At 73.3% G+C, this 15,219-nt stretch carries 17 protein-coding genes and 2 riboswitches; of the genes, 6 read left to right on the forward strand and 11 right to left on the reverse strand.

Annotation, left to right across the window (positions count from 1 at the left end; translation table 11 throughout):
- Positions 1–63: 63 nt before the first annotated feature.
- Positions 64–276 carry an EF-hand domain-containing protein gene (locus ACIQUT_RS29585; protein ID WP_403567219.1) on the forward strand — a complete coding sequence of 71 codons (213 nt, stop codon included), beginning with the start codon at positions 64–66 and terminating at the stop codon, positions 274–276.
- Between the two features lie 100 nt (positions 277–376).
- Here ACIQUT_RS29585 and ACIQUT_RS29590 read toward each other — a convergent pair whose 3' ends face one another.
- The 5 genes from ACIQUT_RS29590 to ACIQUT_RS29610 are packed head-to-tail and all read right to left on the reverse strand — an operon-like array spanning position 377 to position 3,678.
- A complete protein-coding gene (locus ACIQUT_RS29590) occupies positions 377–973 on the reverse strand; it encodes a PadR family transcriptional regulator (protein ID WP_403567221.1) in 597 nt (198 codons plus the stop codon).
- Between the two features lie 34 nt (positions 974–1,007).
- Positions 1,008–1,829: an energy-coupling factor ABC transporter ATP-binding protein gene (locus ACIQUT_RS29595; RefSeq protein WP_403567222.1), complete on the reverse strand. Its 822-nt coding sequence runs from the start codon at positions 1,827–1,829 to the stop codon at positions 1,008–1,010.
- Positions 1,826–2,575 carry a cobalt ECF transporter T component CbiQ gene (gene cbiQ / locus ACIQUT_RS29600; protein WP_403567223.1) on the reverse strand — a complete coding sequence of 250 codons (750 nt, stop codon included), beginning with the start codon at positions 2,573–2,575 and terminating at the stop codon, positions 1,826–1,828. The genes ACIQUT_RS29595 and cbiQ overlap by 4 nt, the downstream gene beginning before the upstream one ends.
- A gap of 3 nt (positions 2,576–2,578) precedes the next feature.
- Positions 2,579–2,980 (reverse strand): energy-coupling factor ABC transporter substrate-binding protein, encoded by a 402-nt coding sequence (locus ACIQUT_RS29605; RefSeq protein WP_403567373.1) that lies wholly within the window; start codon positions 2,978–2,980, stop codon positions 2,579–2,581.
- Positions 2,981–2,985: 5 nt separating this feature from the next.
- Entirely contained in the window at positions 2,986–3,678 is a 693-nt protein-coding gene (locus ACIQUT_RS29610) for an energy-coupling factor ABC transporter permease (protein ID WP_403567224.1), read from the reverse strand.
- 27 nt (positions 3,679–3,705) lie between these two features.
- Positions 3,706–3,903, reverse strand: a riboswitch (cobalamin riboswitch).
- A gap of 336 nt (positions 3,904–4,239) precedes the next feature.
- Here ACIQUT_RS29610 and ACIQUT_RS29615 point away from each other — a divergent pair.
- Together ACIQUT_RS29615 and ACIQUT_RS29620 are read left to right on the forward strand one after the other, a co-directional pair.
- Positions 4,240–4,821 (forward strand): hypothetical protein, encoded by a 582-nt coding sequence (locus tag ACIQUT_RS29615; RefSeq protein ID WP_403567225.1) that lies wholly within the window; start codon positions 4,240–4,242, stop codon positions 4,819–4,821.
- A gap of 17 nt (positions 4,822–4,838) precedes the next feature.
- Entirely contained in the window at positions 4,839–5,594 is a 756-nt protein-coding gene (locus tag ACIQUT_RS29620; protein ID WP_403567226.1) for a flavodoxin family protein, read from the forward strand.
- A 74-nt stretch (positions 5,595–5,668) separates the two neighbouring features.
- Here ACIQUT_RS29620 and ACIQUT_RS29625 read toward each other — a convergent pair whose 3' ends face one another.
- The 6 genes from ACIQUT_RS29625 to gcvT all read right to left on the reverse strand — a co-directional run bounded on the left by ACIQUT_RS29625 (position 5,669) and on the right by gcvT (position 11,538).
- The gene (locus tag ACIQUT_RS29625; protein WP_403567227.1) at positions 5,669–6,196 is read right to left on the reverse strand and encodes a hypothetical protein; all 528 of its coding nucleotides are present in this window, start codon (positions 6,194–6,196) and stop codon (positions 5,669–5,671) included.
- A gap of 171 nt (positions 6,197–6,367) precedes the next feature.
- Positions 6,368–6,679, reverse strand: a complete 312-nt coding sequence (locus tag ACIQUT_RS29630) for a hypothetical protein (RefSeq protein ID WP_403567228.1) — start codon at positions 6,677–6,679, stop codon at positions 6,368–6,370.
- Positions 6,680–6,979: 300 nt separating this feature from the next.
- Positions 6,980–8,362 carry an L-serine ammonia-lyase gene (locus ACIQUT_RS29635; RefSeq protein ID WP_360636027.1) on the reverse strand — a complete coding sequence of 461 codons (1,383 nt, stop codon included), beginning with the start codon at positions 8,360–8,362 and terminating at the stop codon, positions 6,980–6,982.
- A 296-nt stretch (positions 8,363–8,658) separates the two neighbouring features.
- Complete coding sequence (glyA, locus tag ACIQUT_RS29640) at positions 8,659–9,915, reverse strand: serine hydroxymethyltransferase (RefSeq protein ID WP_179176244.1); 1,257 nt, start codon at positions 9,913–9,915, stop codon at positions 8,659–8,661.
- Positions 9,916–9,934: 19 nt separating this feature from the next.
- The gene (gene gcvH, locus ACIQUT_RS29645) at positions 9,935–10,315 is read right to left on the reverse strand and encodes a glycine cleavage system protein GcvH (protein ID WP_403567230.1); all 381 of its coding nucleotides are present in this window, start codon (positions 10,313–10,315) and stop codon (positions 9,935–9,937) included.
- A gap of 107 nt (positions 10,316–10,422) precedes the next feature.
- Positions 10,423–11,538: a glycine cleavage system aminomethyltransferase GcvT gene (gene gcvT, locus ACIQUT_RS29650; protein ID WP_403567232.1), complete on the reverse strand. Its 1,116-nt coding sequence runs from the start codon at positions 11,536–11,538 to the stop codon at positions 10,423–10,425.
- Between the two features lie 182 nt (positions 11,539–11,720).
- Positions 11,721–11,824, reverse strand: a riboswitch (glycine riboswitch).
- Between the two features lie 265 nt (positions 11,825–12,089).
- On the opposite strand from gcvT, the gene ACIQUT_RS29655 reads away from it, so the two are divergent.
- The 3 genes from ACIQUT_RS29655 to ACIQUT_RS29665 all read left to right on the forward strand — a co-directional run bounded on the left by ACIQUT_RS29655 (position 12,090) and on the right by ACIQUT_RS29665 (position 14,691).
- Positions 12,090–12,755, forward strand: coding sequence for an AAA family ATPase (locus ACIQUT_RS29655; RefSeq protein WP_403567233.1), 666 nt, complete (start codon positions 12,090–12,092; stop codon positions 12,753–12,755).
- 387 nt (positions 12,756–13,142) lie between these two features.
- Positions 13,143–13,877: an enhanced serine sensitivity protein SseB gene (locus ACIQUT_RS29660; protein WP_403567234.1), complete on the forward strand. Its 735-nt coding sequence runs from the start codon at positions 13,143–13,145 to the stop codon at positions 13,875–13,877.
- Between the two features lie 73 nt (positions 13,878–13,950).
- A complete protein-coding gene (locus ACIQUT_RS29665; RefSeq protein WP_403567236.1) occupies positions 13,951–14,691 on the forward strand; it encodes an enhanced serine sensitivity protein SseB C-terminal domain-containing protein in 741 nt (246 codons plus the stop codon).
- Positions 14,692–15,219: the final 528 nt, after the last annotated feature.

The following is a 15,219-nucleotide window of genomic DNA, read 5'->3' on the forward strand; positions in this document are numbered from 1 at the left end:
CGGCCGTTCCCGGCTGCCGCTACCCTGAGCCGGTCAACGAGCACCAAGAAGGGGTGGATCCCAGTGGCGGACATCGAGAGCGCACGGATGGCGTTCGGCAGGTTCGACGCGGACGGCGACGGCTTCGTCACGGCAGACGAGTTCCGCCGGGCCATGGCGGAGATGGGCGACCCGTTCGTCACGGGCCCGGTCGCGGACTCCGTGATCGCCGCCAAGGACGTGAACGGCGACGGCCTGCTGAGCTTCGACGAGTTCTGGGCCTCCCTGAACAAGTAAGGCGCGCGCAGCCCCCCGTACCGCCCCGCAGGCCGTACGGGGGCTTCGGCCTGCCCGCCCGCGGTGCGGTGCGGGGTGCCCGCCTCCCGCGGACCGCGCCCTACGGCGCGCCGTCGGCCCCGGCCGGGGCGTCCGGGGCGGTATCCGCAGCACCGCCCGGCCCCGTCATGTCCCCGACCTCGCCCAGGGCCTCCTCCAGCCAGCGCAGCCAGAACGTCTCCAGGCCGATGCCGCCGTGCAGCACGAGCCGGCGCAGCCGGTCCTCGTCGGAATCCCGCTCCGGGGGGAAGTCCTTCTCCTCGATGGCCTCGTACAGCGCCAGCTGCCGCCGGTGCAGCTCCAGGTGCCGCCGCAGCTCCCCGGCCAGCCCCTGCACGCCGACCACGCCCGCGGCCCGGATCCGCAGCAGCAGCGGGTCCCGGATGGCCTTCGGGTCCTGGCTCTCGCCGATCCACCGCGCGAGCTCCGCACTGCCGGCGGGCAGGACCTCGTACTCCTTCTTCTGCCCCCGCACGGGCACCTCGCTCGGCAGGGCCCGGATCAGCCCGGCCTCCTCCAGCCGGCCCAGCTCGCGGTAGATCTGCTGGTGCGTCGCGGACCAGAAGTACCCGATCGACCTGTCGAACCGCCGGGTCAGCTCCAGCCCGGACGAGGGCTTTTCGAGCAGGGCGGTGAGGATGGCGTGCGGCAGCGACATGCCGTCATCCTAGGTTCGCCGCACGCCGTCCGGGTCAGTGCCAGGCGGCCAGCGCCTCGGGGGTGCCCGGGCCCGGGGCGCCGGGGCCGAGCAGGTCCCGGGCCCGCAGGAAGGCAGCCACGGCCGGCGACCAGGCCTGGCGCAGGCCCGCCTCGGCGAGCAGTTCCGGGTCGGCCAGCAGCTGCGCGGCCGGGCCGAAACGGATCCCGGCCGGGGTCAGGACCGCCGCGTCGTCGGCCCAGCGCACCGCCAGGTCGACGTCGTGCGTGGCCATCACCACCGTGGTGCCGCGCGAGCGCAGCCCCGCCAGGGTGTCCAGCAGCCGCTCCTGCCCGTCCGGGTCGAGGCCGGCCGTCGGCTCGTCGAGGATCAGCACCCGCGGGGCCATCGCCACCGCGCCCGCGATCGCCGCGCGCTTGCGCTGCCCGTACGAGAGCAGGTGCGTCGGGCGGTCCCGCAGCCGGGTGATGTCGAGCGCGGCGAGCGCGGACTCCACCCGGGCCCGCACCTCGTCCGCGGGCAGGCCGAGGTTCATCGGGCCGAAGGACACGTCCTGCTCCACCGAGGCGGCGAAGAGCTGGTCGTCCGGGTCCTGCACCACCAGCTGGACGGCCGTCCGCAGCCGGGTCAGGCCCGCCCGGTCGTACCCGACCGGCGTCCCGTCCAGGCGCAGCTCGCCCGAGCCGGGCCGCAGGCCGCCGCTGAGCAGCCGCATCAGCGTGGTCTTGCCGCTGCCGTTGCGGCCGAGCAGGACCAGCGCCCGGCCCTCGGCGATGGCGAAGTCCACGTCGGCCAGCACTGCCGGGCCGTCCTCGTACGCATAGCCGGCCCCGGCCAGTTCCACCAACGGGTTCACAGGTAGAGCCCCTTCAGGGTGAGGGTCAGTGCGGCCACGGCCGCGAGCAGGGCCGCCGACGCCGCGAGGAAGCGCCAGGACAGGGTCGCCTCGGGGACGAGGACCCGCAGCGCGCCGTCGTAGCCGCGCCCGGCCAGGCCCGACTGGAGCCGCGCCGCACGGTCGAAGGCCCGTACGAACGAGGTGGCGGCGAGCCCGGCCACCGAGCGCCAGGCCGCCGCCCGGCCCGCGTGCCCCAGGCGGGCCGCCTGCGCGCGCCGCACCTGGGCCAGGGAGTCGAGCAGCAGGAATCCGATCCGGTACATGACCAGCGCCACGTCCACCACGGGCGCCGGCACCCCGGCCCGGACCAGCCGGGGCAGCACGTCCGACACCGGCGTGGTGAACGCGAACAGCAGCAGGCCGAGGGAGGCCGCCGAGGTGCGCAGCAGCAGTTCGACGGCGAGCCGCGGCCCGTCCGGGGCCAGGGAGACCGGGCCGGCCGGGCCGCCGACCGCGACGAGCAGCGGCAGCGCCCCGGTGAAGCAGAACCCCAGCGGGATCCGGAAGGCCCGCCACAGCTGCCGCCCGGCGACCCCGGCCGGCCCGAGGAGCACGGCGAGGGTCGCGGCGGCGACGAGCGGTCCGCCGGGCCAGGGCGGCAGGCACAGGGCGCTGACCGTCAGGCCGAGCCCGAGCAGCGCCTTCTCCAGTGGATGGCGGCCCCGCCAGCGGCTGCTGTGCGCGGCCACGTCGATCGGCAGCACCGGCTACGACTCCGCGGCGGGCGCCGCTGCGGATGCGGAGGCGGATGCGGAGGCCGGGGCGGCCGCCTCGGCCGGGGCCGCACCGGCCGCCGCGGCGGCCGTAGCCGCGCCCTGGCGGCGGCCCCGGCGGACGCCGAAGTAGTACGCGAGCACGCCCGCGCCCAGCGCCGCCTGGAGGGCGAACAGGGCCGACTCGATCTCCCCGGACGGGGGCTCGTACAGCGGGGAGAACCAGGGCTCGTAGTCCGGATTCAGCTCGCTGATGGCCGCCTCCGCCTGCGCGTCGGCGCCCGTGAACGGCTCCTCCTTGCCCTCGCCTAGGCCCAGGGCCAGGGGCAGTACGGCCAGCGCCGCCACCAGGAGCAGCAGCAGGCCGTTGATCTTCGCGTTCCGGCTCGGGTTCATGCGCGTCACACCGCCGCCTTCTGCGCGGAGCGGCCGGCGAGCTTCGCGACGCCCAGCCGGACCAGGTCGGACTTGCTGGACTGCATCAGCAGCCGCATCACCAGGACCGTCAGCAGGCCCTCGCTCACGGCGAGCGGGATCTGGGTGACGGCGAAGATGCCGCCGAACTTCGCGAGCGCGCCGAAGAAGCCCGTGCCCTGGTCCGGGAAGGCCAGCGCCAGCTGCACGGAGGTCACGCAGTAGGTGACGAGGTCGGCGAAGAAGGCGCCGAAGAACACGGACACCATCAGCGGGGCGTTGAAGCGCCGCAGCAGCAGGTAGATGCAGTAGCCCGACCACGGTCCGGCGATGGCCATCGAGAAGACGTTGGCGCCGAGGGTGGTCAGTCCGCCGTGCGCGAGCAGCAGCGCCTGGAAGAGGAGGGTGATCGTGCCGAGCACCGCCATGACGGGCGGCCGGAACAGGATCGCGCCGAGCCCGGTCCCGGTCGGGTGCGAGCAGCTGCCCGTCACCGACGGGATCTTCAGCGCGGACAGGACGAACGTGAACGCACCGGACGCGCCGAGCAGCAGGGTGCTCTCCGGGTTGGCCTTCACCTCGCGGGTGAGGGCGCGCACCCCGTGGACGACGAAGGGAGCGGACGCGGCGCCCCAGGCGACCGCGTGCCATGGGGGCAGAAACCCCTCGGCTATATGCATGAGTGGGAGACCTCTCCAGCACCTCGTGGATGGACAACGCGCCCTGGCCGGTCTCCTGGCTCACGGGTACTGATGCCCTGGCTCCGCCTTCCCGGGCGGTGCGGGTCCCTCCCGCGCTGCCCAGTGGCTTTCCCGCAGGAGTGGAGCCGGACTTCCCGTTCACAGTGGCGAGGGCCGCACCGGTTTTCCACCGGTTTCCCGTACACCAAGGCCTGATGACCCTAATCCGCCTTGTGGACCCGTAACAACCCGGACGTGGGCCGCCTGTTGGGCCCGGGGATTCCGCTTCGGGGCGGTTGCGGGCCGGCGCGCTCCGGGCGGGCGGATCGAAACCGTGGCGGGGCCACGGAAGTTCCGGTGTCCGGCCGCGGCCGCGGGCGGTCCGGCGCGCGCTGCGGCGCTCTTCCGCTCCCGCGCTCCAACCGGCGCCGCCGGGCGTGCGCGGGGAGCGGCGGCCGGGGGACGGCGTCCGGGGGTGCTCACCCCCGGACGGGCGCCTTCCGGTCGCCGTAGGGTCCGGTGCCCCGCAGGCTCACGTGTTTCACCTCCAGGCACTGCCCCATGTGCCTCACGCCGCTGCGGCATCGCAAGGCCCCCGACCGGCCCACCGTGTCCGGCTGGAAGTGGGCCGTCTGCCCCAGCCCCGGGTGCGGCTGGCAGGGCGACCGGGACCAGGGTGCCTGGCGCCGTATCGCCGCACGCGGCCTCGCCCACCAGGCCAGGACCGTGGTGGACCGCACCAGCGGCACCATGGTGATCCGCGCCGTGGTGGACACGATGGAGGCCAAGGCCGTCGTCACGGCCCATCCGAAGACCAGCCGGACGGACCGGTCCAAGACCGGCCCCACCCGGCCGCGCACCAACCGCCCCGCGCCCAGGCGACGCGGGGTTCCCTCCCCGGCCCGGCTTCCGGGCCGTGCCGGCCAGCGTCCGGAGGGACACGCACCAACGGGCCGGAGGACGCTGCCCCGCGCAGCCCACCGGCACCAGGGCGTGCACACGATCAGCACACCCACCACCCGCCGACACCGGCCGCGAGGAGCAGCACTGGGCGCGGGATTCCACCTCCACGCTCACGCCGCCCGACCCAGGTGGGCAGAAGCCACGCCGAACCCCACGGTTCGCACGGGATCGCTCAGCTGATCAGAGACACTGGGAGGGTGCCTGCCGAACACGACACCGCGACACCGCAGCCGGGGGCGAACGCCGGGGCGTTCGACTACTCCGACCTGACCGCCGTCTACGTCAATTGCACGCTCAAGCGCTCGCCCGAGACCAGCAACACGGAGGGCCTGATCACGCGGAGCCGCGCCGTCATGGAGGCGGCAGGCGCCCGGACCTCGCTGATCCGCGCCGTCGACCACGACATCGCCACCGGCGTCTGGCCGGACATGACCGAGCACGGCTGGGAAACCGACCAGTGGCCCGTCCTGTACAGCGAGATCATGGCCGCCGACATCCTCGTGCTGTGCGGGCCGATCTGGCTCGGCGACAACAGCTCCGTGATGAAGCAGGTTATCGAGCGGCTCTACGCCTGCTCCTCGATCCTGAACGAGCAGGGCCAGTACGCGTACTACGGGCGCGTCGGCGGGGCGCTGATCACGGGCAACGAGGACGGCGTGAAGCACTGCGCCATGAACATCCTCTACAGCCTCCAGCACCTCGGGTACACCATCCCGCCGCAGGCCGACGCCGGCTGGATCGGCGAGGCGGGGCCCGGCCCCTCGTACCTCGACCCGGGGTCGGGCGGGCCGGAGAACGACTTCACCAACCGGAACACGGCCTTCATGTCGTGGAACCTCATGCATCTGGCCGCCCTGCTCAAGCGCTCCGGCGGCGTCCCCGCCCACGGCAACCAGCGCTCCGGGTGGGACGCCGGCTGCCGCTTCGACTTCCCCAACCCCGAGCACCGCTGACGCGTCCGGGCCGGGCCGGGCGGACGGACGGATGCCCGCCGTCCGGCCGCCCGGCCGTGCGGGCGCTCAGCCGCTCAGCCGCAGCACACGTTCCGGTGCGCGACGTCCAGCACGAACCGGTCGGGCGAGCGCAGGGTGAACGACGTGTAGGACGGCTTCTTGTCGAAGGCGGCGCCGAAGGTGACGTAGCCCTCGAAGTCGCCCGTCATGGCGAAGCCCTTCAGTGCGGGCAGGTCGATCCGGGCGAGCTTCGGCCCGCGGTAGGTGCTCTCGCCGGAGCCCAGGTGCGCGTCGGCGGGGTGCAGGCGGATCTGGAGGAAGTACTTCCCGGCGAGCGGTACGGGCTCGCCGGAGCCGTCCCGGTACAGCCGCGGGACGCGGGTGACCTCGACGCCGGGGACACGGCCCCGGAGGTCGATGACGATCCGGTCGTACGCGCAGTGCCCGGCCCAGCGGGCGTTCACGACGTGCGGGACGGCGGTGCGCCCGGCGGTCGCGGCCGGGGCCTGGGCGGTGGAGGCGGGCGCGGCGAGGGCGATTCCGGCGGTGAGGAGCGCCCCCGTGGCCAGGGCCACGGTCTGCCGGCGGCGGAGATGGTTCATGACGTCCCCCTGTTTCTGGAGGGGCGGGGACTGGTGGTGTCACTGCAGGAGACACTGCTCGCGCCCCCATGGTTGCGGCAAAACCGCCCAAACTTCCCAATCATCTGAAATCGCCGACGGGAGTGGGCCCGCCCCCCGGCCGGAGGGCGGGCCCGCGGGGCCGGCGGGCGGCTACGGGGCGGGCTCGGGGAAGACCGGCACGTTCCCGTTGGACTGTCCGACGGTGGCCGAGCCGGTGCCGTTGAGCTGCACCCCGTTGCTCTGGTTCGTCGACCCGGAGCCGGTGGCGACCTGCTGGGTGGTGGAGGAGTTGCCGGCGTTGGCACCGAAGACGCCGCTGCCGACGATCTCGGCGGCGGCCGCGTTCGACGAGATCCCCGCACCGGCGCCGCTGTCGGCCTGGGCGGTGCCCGAGCAGAGCAGGGCGGCGAGGGGGAGTGCGGCAAGAGCGGCGATCACGCGGGCGCTGCGGGTGCTTGTCATGGTGAAGTCCTCCGTGGGGAAAGGGCTGCGGTCCGCGGCGGTTGGCCGGCCGCCGGGGGGTGTGGCCGCGACGTCACGTGATCACCCTTGCGCACGGGGATCGCCCGTACCACCCCCATCCCCCGCGGTTCGCCCTGAAGCGTGACCAATCCACGCCAAACCTCAACGCCCGGGAAAATCGGGACGGTTGCCGCAGGTCGGGGGAGCGGCCGGAGGGGAACGCACGGGACCCCGGGCGCCGCGGCGCCCGGGGTCCCGTCCCTGCAGAAACCAGATCGGATCGGATCGGATCGGATCAGGTCAGCATTCGATGACGTTGACGGCGAGACCGCCGCGCGCCGTCTCCTTGTACTTGATCTTCATGTCGGCGCCGGTCTCCTTCATGGTCTTGATGACCTTGTCCAGGGAGACCTTGTGGCTGCCGTCGCCGCGCATCGCCATCTTCGCGGCCGTGACCGCCTTGACCGCCGCCATGCCGTTGCGCTCGATGCACGGGATCTGGACCAGGCCGCCGACCGGGTCGCAGGTCAGGCCCAGGTTGTGCTCCATGCCGATCTCGGCCGCGTTCTCGACCTGCTCCGGGGTGCCGCCCAGGACCTCGGCCAGCGCGCCCGCCGCCATCGAGCAGGCGGAGCCGACCTCGCCCTGGCAGCCGACCTCGGCGCCGGAGATCGAGGCGTTCTCCTTGAACAGCATGCCGATCGCGCCCGCGGCGAGGAGGAAGCGGACCACGCCGTCCTCGTCCGCGCCGGGCACGAAGTTCACGTAGTAGTGCAGGACGGCCGGGAGGACACCCGCCGCGCCGTTCGTCGGGGCCGTGACGACGCGGCCGCCGGCCGCGTTCTCCTCGTTCACCGCCATCGCGTAGATCGTCGTCCACTCGCTGCGGTGCAGCATCGGGTCGCCCTCGGTGCGCAGCTGGCGCGCCGTGGACGCCGCGCGGCGCTTGACCCGCAGGCCGCCCGGGAGGATGCCCTCGCGGGACATGCCGCGCGCGACGCAGGCCTGCATGACCCGCCAGATCTCCAGCAGGCCCGCGCGGATCTCCTCCTCCGTGCGCCAGGCCTTCTCGTTCTCCAGCATCAGCGAGGAGATCGACAGGCCCGTCTCCTTGGCCAGGCGCAGCATCTCGTCACCGGAGCGGAAGGGGTACTTCAGCACGGTGTCGTCGAGCTTGATCCGGTCCTCGCCGACCGCGTCCTCGTCGACGACGAAGCCGCCGCCGACCGAGTAGTAGGTCTTCTCCAGCAGCGGGGCGCCCGAGGCGTCGTACGCGAAGAGGGTCATGCCGTTCGCGTGGTACGGCAGGGCCCGGCGGCGGTGCAGGATCAGCTGGCTCGGCTCGTCGAACGCGATCTCGTGCGCGCTCCCTATCTCCGTGCCGAGCAGGCGCAGCCGGCCGGTCTGCCGGATGCGCTCCACCTCGTCGTCGGCGGTCTCCACGTCCACCGTGCGCGGGGAGTGGCCCTCCAGGCCGAGCAGCACCGCCTTCGGGGTGCCGTGGCCGTGGCCGGTGGCGCCGAGCGAGCCGTACAGCTCGGCCCGGACGGAGGCGGTCTGCGCGAGCACACCGTCCTTCTTCAGCCGCGTGACGAACATGCGGGCGGCACGCATCGGACCCACGGTGTGCGAGCTGGAGGGACCGATGCCGATCGAGAAGAGATCGAAAACCGAAATGGCCACGGTGGCGGACTCCCGGGAGTTATTCACCCCCGCGGGTGGCGGGGAGCGGACCGTCCTGCCGGTCTCGCAGCGGGACGAGGCGGCCGACGGAGGGGGCGGATCTTGCGGGGATTGCGGGCAAAGATCACCTCGTGGGCGCCCATGCCCGGTTCATCAGCGTACGTCAGTTCGTGGGGGTGCCGGTTACGCCGGCCTGTACGGGGGCTGTCGCGGTCCCGACGTCCGGACCGCGGCCCCCGGGCCATGAGAAAGGCCCGGCCCTGTGTGACACAAGGCCGGGCCCCCCAAGCCATGGCCTACAGCGACGGGTACAGCGGGAACTTCGCGGCGAGCGCCGAGACGCGCGCCTTGAGGGCCTCGCCGTCGTACGCCGGCTTCAGGGCCTCCGCGATGATGTCGGCGACCTCGGTGAAGTCCTCGGCGCCGAAACCGCGGGTGGCCAGGGCCGGCGTGCCGATCCGCAGACCCGAGGTGACCATCGGCGGCCGCGGGTCGTTCGGGATGGCGTTGCGGTTGACCGTGATGCCGATCTCGTGGAGGCGGTCCTCGGCCTGCTGGCCGTCCAGCTCCGAGTTGCGCAGGTCCACCAGGACCAGGTGCACGTCGGTGCCGCCGGTGAGCACGTCCACGCCCACGGCCTTGACGTCGTCCTGGACCAGGCGCTCGGCGATGATCCTCGCGCCCGCCAGGGTGCGCTCCTGGCGCTCCTTGAACTCGGGCGAGGCCGCCACCTTGAAGGAGACCGCCTTGGCGGCGATCACGTGCTCCAGCGGGCCGCCCTGCTGACCGGGGAAGACCGCGGAGTTGATCTTCTTGGCGAGCTCCTGTGTCGACAGGATGACACCGCCGCGCGGACCGCCCAGGGTCTTGTGCGTGGTGGTGGTCACGACGTGGGCGTGCGGCACCGGGTTCGGGTGCAGGCCCGCGGCGACCAGGCCCGCGAAGTGGGCCATGTCGACCATCAGGTACGCGCCGACCTCGTCCGCGATGCGGCGGAAGGCGGCGAAGTCCAGCTGGCGCGGGTACGCCGACCAGCCGGCGACGATCAGCTGCGGCTTGGACTCCTTGGCGAGGCGCTCGACCTCGGCCATGTCGACCTGGCCGTCCTCACCGACGTGGTAGGGGACCACGTTGTAGAGCTTGCCGGAGAAGTTGATCTTCATGCCGTGGGTCAGGTGGCCGCCGTGGGCCAGGTTCAGGCCCATGATGGTGTCGCCCGGCTTCAGCAGCGCGAACATCGCGGCGGCGTTGGCCTGCGCACCCGAGTGCGGCTGGACGTTCGCGGCCTCGGCGCCGAAGAGCGCCTTGATCCGGTCGATCGCGATCTGCTCGACGACGTCGACGTGCTCGCAGCCGCCGTAGTAGCGGCGGCCCGGGTAGCCCTCGGCGTACTTGTTGGTCAGGACCGAGCCCTGGGCCTCCATGACGGCGACCGGAGCGAAGTTCTCCGACGCGATCATCTCCAGGGTGGACTGCTGGCGTACGAGCTCGGCGTCGACGGCGGCGGCGACGTCCGGGTCAAGCTCGTGGAGAGGGGTGTTCAGAACGGACATCAGGATCCCCTGTGGTCAGTTACTTACCGGCGGTGAGCTGGGCGTACTCGTCGGCGGAGAGCAGGTCGGCCGGCTCCTCCGCGACGCGGACCTTGAACAGCCAGCCGCCCTCGAACGGAGCGGAGTTCACGAGGCTGGGGTCGTCCACGACGTCCTGGTTGGACTCGACGACCTCGCCGGTGACGGGGGAGTACAGGTCGCTGACCGACTTGGTCGACTCCAGCTCGCCACAGGTCTCGCCCGCAGTCACCGTGTCGCCGACCTCGGGGAGCTGGGCGTAGACGACGTCACCGAGCGCGGTGGCCGCGAACTCCGTGATGCCGACCGTGGCGACGCCGTTCTCGGCGGCCGACAGCCACTCGTGCTCCTTGCTGAAACGCAGCTGCTGGGGGTTGCTCATGACCTGATTCTCCTGGATGCGGGGGAGTGCGGACGAACAGTGGTCTTGCGTGGTGAGACGCCTCGGCCTGTGGCCGGCGGTCGGCGGCCGGGGCCGCCGCGCGGGCGCTACTTCTGCCGCTTGTAGAAGGGCAGGGCGACGACCTCGTACGGCTCATGCGTACCGCGGATGTCCACGCCGACGCCGGAGGTGCCGGGCGCGGCGTGGGCGGCGTCCACGTACGCCATCGCGATCGGCTTGCCCAGGGTCGGGGACGGGGCGCCGGAGGTGACCTCGCCGATCACCTCGCCGCCCGCCACGACCTGGAACCCGGCGCGCGGGACGCGGCGGCCCTCGGCGACCAGGCCGACCAGCTTGCGCGGCGGGTTCGTGGCGGCACGCTCGGCGGCGGCCTCCAGGGCGGCGCGGCCCACGAAGTCGCCCTCCTTCTCGAACTTCACGACCCGGCCCAGACCCGCGTCGAACGGGGTGAGGGAGGTGGTCAGCTCGTGCCCGTACAGCGGCATGCCCGCCTCCAGGCGCAGCGTGTCGCGGCAGGACAGGCCGCACGGCACCAGGCCGGCGCCCTCGCCGGCCTTGGCCAGCGCCTGCCACAGCTCCACGGCGTGCTCGGGGGAGACGAACAGCTCGAAGCCGTCCTCGCCGGTGTAGCCCGTACGCGCGATCAGCGCGGGCACGCCGGCGACGGTGCCCGGCAGGCCGGCGTAGTACTTCAGGTTGTCCAGGTCGGCGTCGGTGAGCGAGGCCAGGATGCCGGGGGACTCCGGGCCCTGGACGGCGATCAGCGCGTACGCGTCGCGGTCGTCGCGGACCTCGGCGTCGAAGCCGTCGGCGCGCTCGGTGAGGGCGTCGAGGACGACCTGGGCGTTGGAGGCGTTGGCGACGACCATGTACTCGGTCTCGGCCAGGCGGTAGACGATCAGGTCGTCGAGGATCCCGCCGTCCTCCCGGCAGATGTGCGTGTAGCGGGCGCGGCCGACGCCGACGGTGGAGATGTTGCCGACCAGGGCGTAGTCCAGGAGCTTCACGGCCTCCGGACCGGTCACGGTGATCTCGCCCATGTGGGAGAGGTCGAAGAGGCCGGCCTTGGTGCGCACGGCGTTGTGTTCGTCGCGCTCGCTGCCGTACCGCAGCGGCATGTCCCAGCCCGCGAAGTCGGTCATGGTCGCACCGAGCGAGCGGTGCAGCGCATCGAGGGCGGTCAGGCGGGGGGCAGTGCTCATGGGTGTGGCTCCCGGGTCCCAGGGCATGACATGACGAGGACGATCCTCCCCATCTGTCATCGGAACCTGAGAGGTTCGCCGAGAGTCCCGCGGGAACGGGAACACCGACTTGCACCTTGGGTGGAGCACACCCCGGTCCGTCGCGGGGGACGGGAGGGGCGCGGCTCGCTTTTCAGATCTGCCTCATCCACGCGGTACGGGGCCTGAGAGATTCAAGGGAGGTACTTGCTCCTTCGGCGCCCGGACGCGGCCTCGCGGCCTGCCGGGACTCTCCCGCGCGGATTCAAGCGGCCGGTATGCAGTTGGTCCAGATGGCGCACATCATTGCACGCCGTACCGCGGATCGGGTGGGCGGGCCCGAAAGACTGTGTCATTCGCTCAGCCGCGGGCAGGGTCCGGTGGGCGGTGTCCTGTCGGCGGGCGGTGTCCGTCGGTGACGGGCGGTGTCCGGTGGGCGGACGGCCGGGCCGGAACCGGCGGTGTCGGATTACCGTCTCTTTACACTCAGTGGGCATGGGGTCTTCGAGGCCCGACACGGGGGAGGCGATCTTGTGCGGAGATTCGGAGTACTGGCGACCGCCGGGACCGCGGACGGCGTGCCCGCGCAGCGGGCGCGCGAGCACCACGGACCGGTCCGCGACCTGCGCGGCCGGGGGGACCGCGGGCCGCGCTGGCTCGGCTTCGCCGAGGGCGACATCGTCGTGGTCTCCGGCCTGCCCGGCGGCGGCAAGAGCACGCTGATCAAGCGGGCCGCCGAAGGCAGCGGCATCGACTCCCAGGACGTGCGCGAGCGCTGGGAGCAGCGCATGCCCGCAGGGCTCCCGTACGCCGTCTACCGCCCGCTGGTGCGGATCGCGCACTACTGGGGGCTGTGGCGGATCCTGCGCTCCGGGGCCTCGGCCGTCGTCCACGACTGCGGTACGCAGCGCTGGGTGCGCGGGCTGCTGGCGGCGACGGCGCGGCGCCGCGGCCGGGCCCTGCACCTGCTGATCCTGGACGCCACCCCGCAGGAGGCCCTCTCCGGGCAGGCGGCGCGGGGCCGCGGCGTGTCGTCCTACGCCTTCGCCCGGCACCGGGCCGCGGTGCGCCGGCTGGTACGGGCCGCGGAGTCCGGTCCGCTGCCGCCGGGCTGCACCTCGGTGGTCCTGCTGGACCGGGCCGCGGCCGCACGTCTGACCCGCATAGCCTTCCGCCCCACGGAACCCGACACCGCCTGAACCGGGGCCGGACGGGGCCACGGCGGGCCCTGGCGGGCGCGGGGAGGACCGGAGGGCGCGCGCCGGGCGGTGCGGCTGCCGGACGGCAAGGCCGGGTCCGGGAGGCGGCCCTGGCGGGCTTCGCGGGCCCTGGCGGGCGCGGGGAGGGCCGGGCGGTGGGCCGCGGCGGGCGGCCGGGGCCGCGGTGTGCCTTCGGGGCGCTGGTCGGCGCGGGTCCCGGCGGGTGGGCTTCGCGGGCCCCGGCGGGCGTCGGGAGGGCCGGACGGCGGGCGGCCGGGCGGTGCGAGACCGGGTCCGGGCGGTGGGCCCTGCCGGGCGGCCGGGTCCGGGAGGGGTGCGCGGGCGGCTACCCTCAGCCCGTATACGGCGCGACAAGCGGAGGCGGAGATGGACGGCGGCGGCTGGCCGGAGAACGAGCTGGAGCAGGTGCTCGGGGCGGCCCTGGGCACGGCCGATGCCGGCCCGAGGATCGTCCAGGTGCTGGGCCGGAGCCACGTGTGGGTGCCGCTGCCCGGCGGAGGCGGCCCCGACAGCCCCTCCCTCACCCTGCCCACCATGGAGATCGGCGGGGCGCCGTACGTCCCCGTCTACAGCTCCGAGGGCCAGTTCCGCGCCTGCGCCGGCCCCGGCATGGACTTCGCCGTGGCCCCCGCCGTCGAGTTCGCCCGCGGCCTGCCCCCGCAGCTGGGCATCGCCGTGAACCCGGACGGCGCCGTCGGCGTGCCGCTGCCCCCGCCCGCCGTCGCCCAGCTGTGCCGGATCGGCCGGAGCGAGCTCGACGGGCCCGCCACCGGCGGCCGCGTCCGCCTCTTCGAGCCCGACTGGCAGGACGACCCGGTGGACTTCCTGGCCGCCGCGGCCGAGGAGTTCCGGACGACCGGCCTGGTCGTGGCCGCCCACCGCTGCCTCGCCAGCGTCGAGGGCGGCGACCCGGAACTGTGCATCGGTGTCCGCCTGTCGAGACGGGACCCCGCCGCGCAGAACGCGCCGCGCGAGGCCCTCGCCCGGGCCCTGGCCCGGGTTCCGGCGCCCTGGCCGGTGCAGCTGGTCCTGCTGGACGCGGTGGAAGACCCGGTGGTCGACTTCATCGTTGCGCGCGTACGCCCCTTCTTCGTGCCCTAGCGACGCTTAAGCTGGTGACATCTCCTGGCCGCACGGGTGGCCTGGACACGCGTGCGGACGAGGAGGGGTACCGGTGAGTGCGTCAGGCACTGCCGCGGCCGGGCAGGTCGAGCACATCATGCGCCAGGTGACTCCCGGGCGCTACGAGAGCTACGAGTCGCTTCTGCGCGCCCTCGCCGAGGGCCGGCTGTGGATGCTGCTCTGGCAGGGCAGCCCGGGCTCGGCGGACGCCCAGTACGGCGGCATGGAGCTGGAGGGCCTCGGGTACGCGCCCTGCGTGACCTCCCCGCAGGAGCTGGCCGCCAGCGGCTGGAACCGCGGCTACGAGGTGGTCACCGGCCGGGACATCGCGCGCGCCCTCTATCCCGACCGCTGGGGCCTGTGGCTCAATCCGCACGCCCAGGGCGGCGGCCTCGGCATCCCCTGGGCCGACCTGCGCCGGATCGCGACCGGCCTGGACCGGATGCCGGCGGGCCCGCTGCGGCTGTCCGAGCCCGCCCTGGAGCTCCCGCAGTTCTACGGGCTGCTGACCCAGCACGCGCACCGCACGCCGGCCGTGCGCTCGCTGCGCCGCGCCTGGGTGCAGCCCGCGCTGGGGTCGCCGTACCTCGCCGTCGGGCTCGACCTGTACGACGCCTCCGCGCCCGCGCTGGAGTCCGTACGGGAGATGATGCGCCAGTCCGTCGGCGCGGTGCCCGAGGGCGTGCCGGTGTGCACGGTGGCGCTGGCCGACGAGCACGACCCCGTCGCGATGTGGCTCCGGTCACAGACGCGGCCCTTCTACGACCGCGAGGGACAGGCGCCGGCCTACTGACCGGCAGTCGGGACAACCGCGTCGCGCGACGCTCAGGCCGCGGGGAACAGACCGTTCCCCGCGGCCTTCTTCTTGTCCGGATTTCTTCGCTGATGCGCGCCCAAAAGGCATACTCCTACCGCGAGTTGGGCGCGTTGTCCGATTGTGCACCGAACGGGCGGTGTTGCTCCGCTGAGCCGACACGGCAGTCCGGATAACGGGAACCCGACCCTCACATCACGGTTGCGCATCCATTCATCTGCGGGTCTGGCGGCTGATCGCAGCGCCGTTGAAGACTCCCCACCCAAGAGCCGCTGGGTCCCCGCGGAAACGGTTCGGCTCCCTGCACGTCGCTTGTCGTTCCGCACCGCTTTTCGCGCACTTCCGCACGGCTTTCCGCACGGCACCAGCACAGCACCTGCACCGCACCGACACCCGCACCGCATCAGCACCGCACCGAGCGCACCCGGGCACGCATGATCACGCACCGCGCACGCCCGCACACGCACCGAGCACCACTGCACCGAGCACCACTGCACCGAGCACCAC

Source organism: Streptomyces sp. NPDC090445 (assembly GCF_044769385.1).
Lineage (GTDB): Bacteria > Actinomycetota > Actinomycetes > Streptomycetales > Streptomycetaceae > Streptomyces.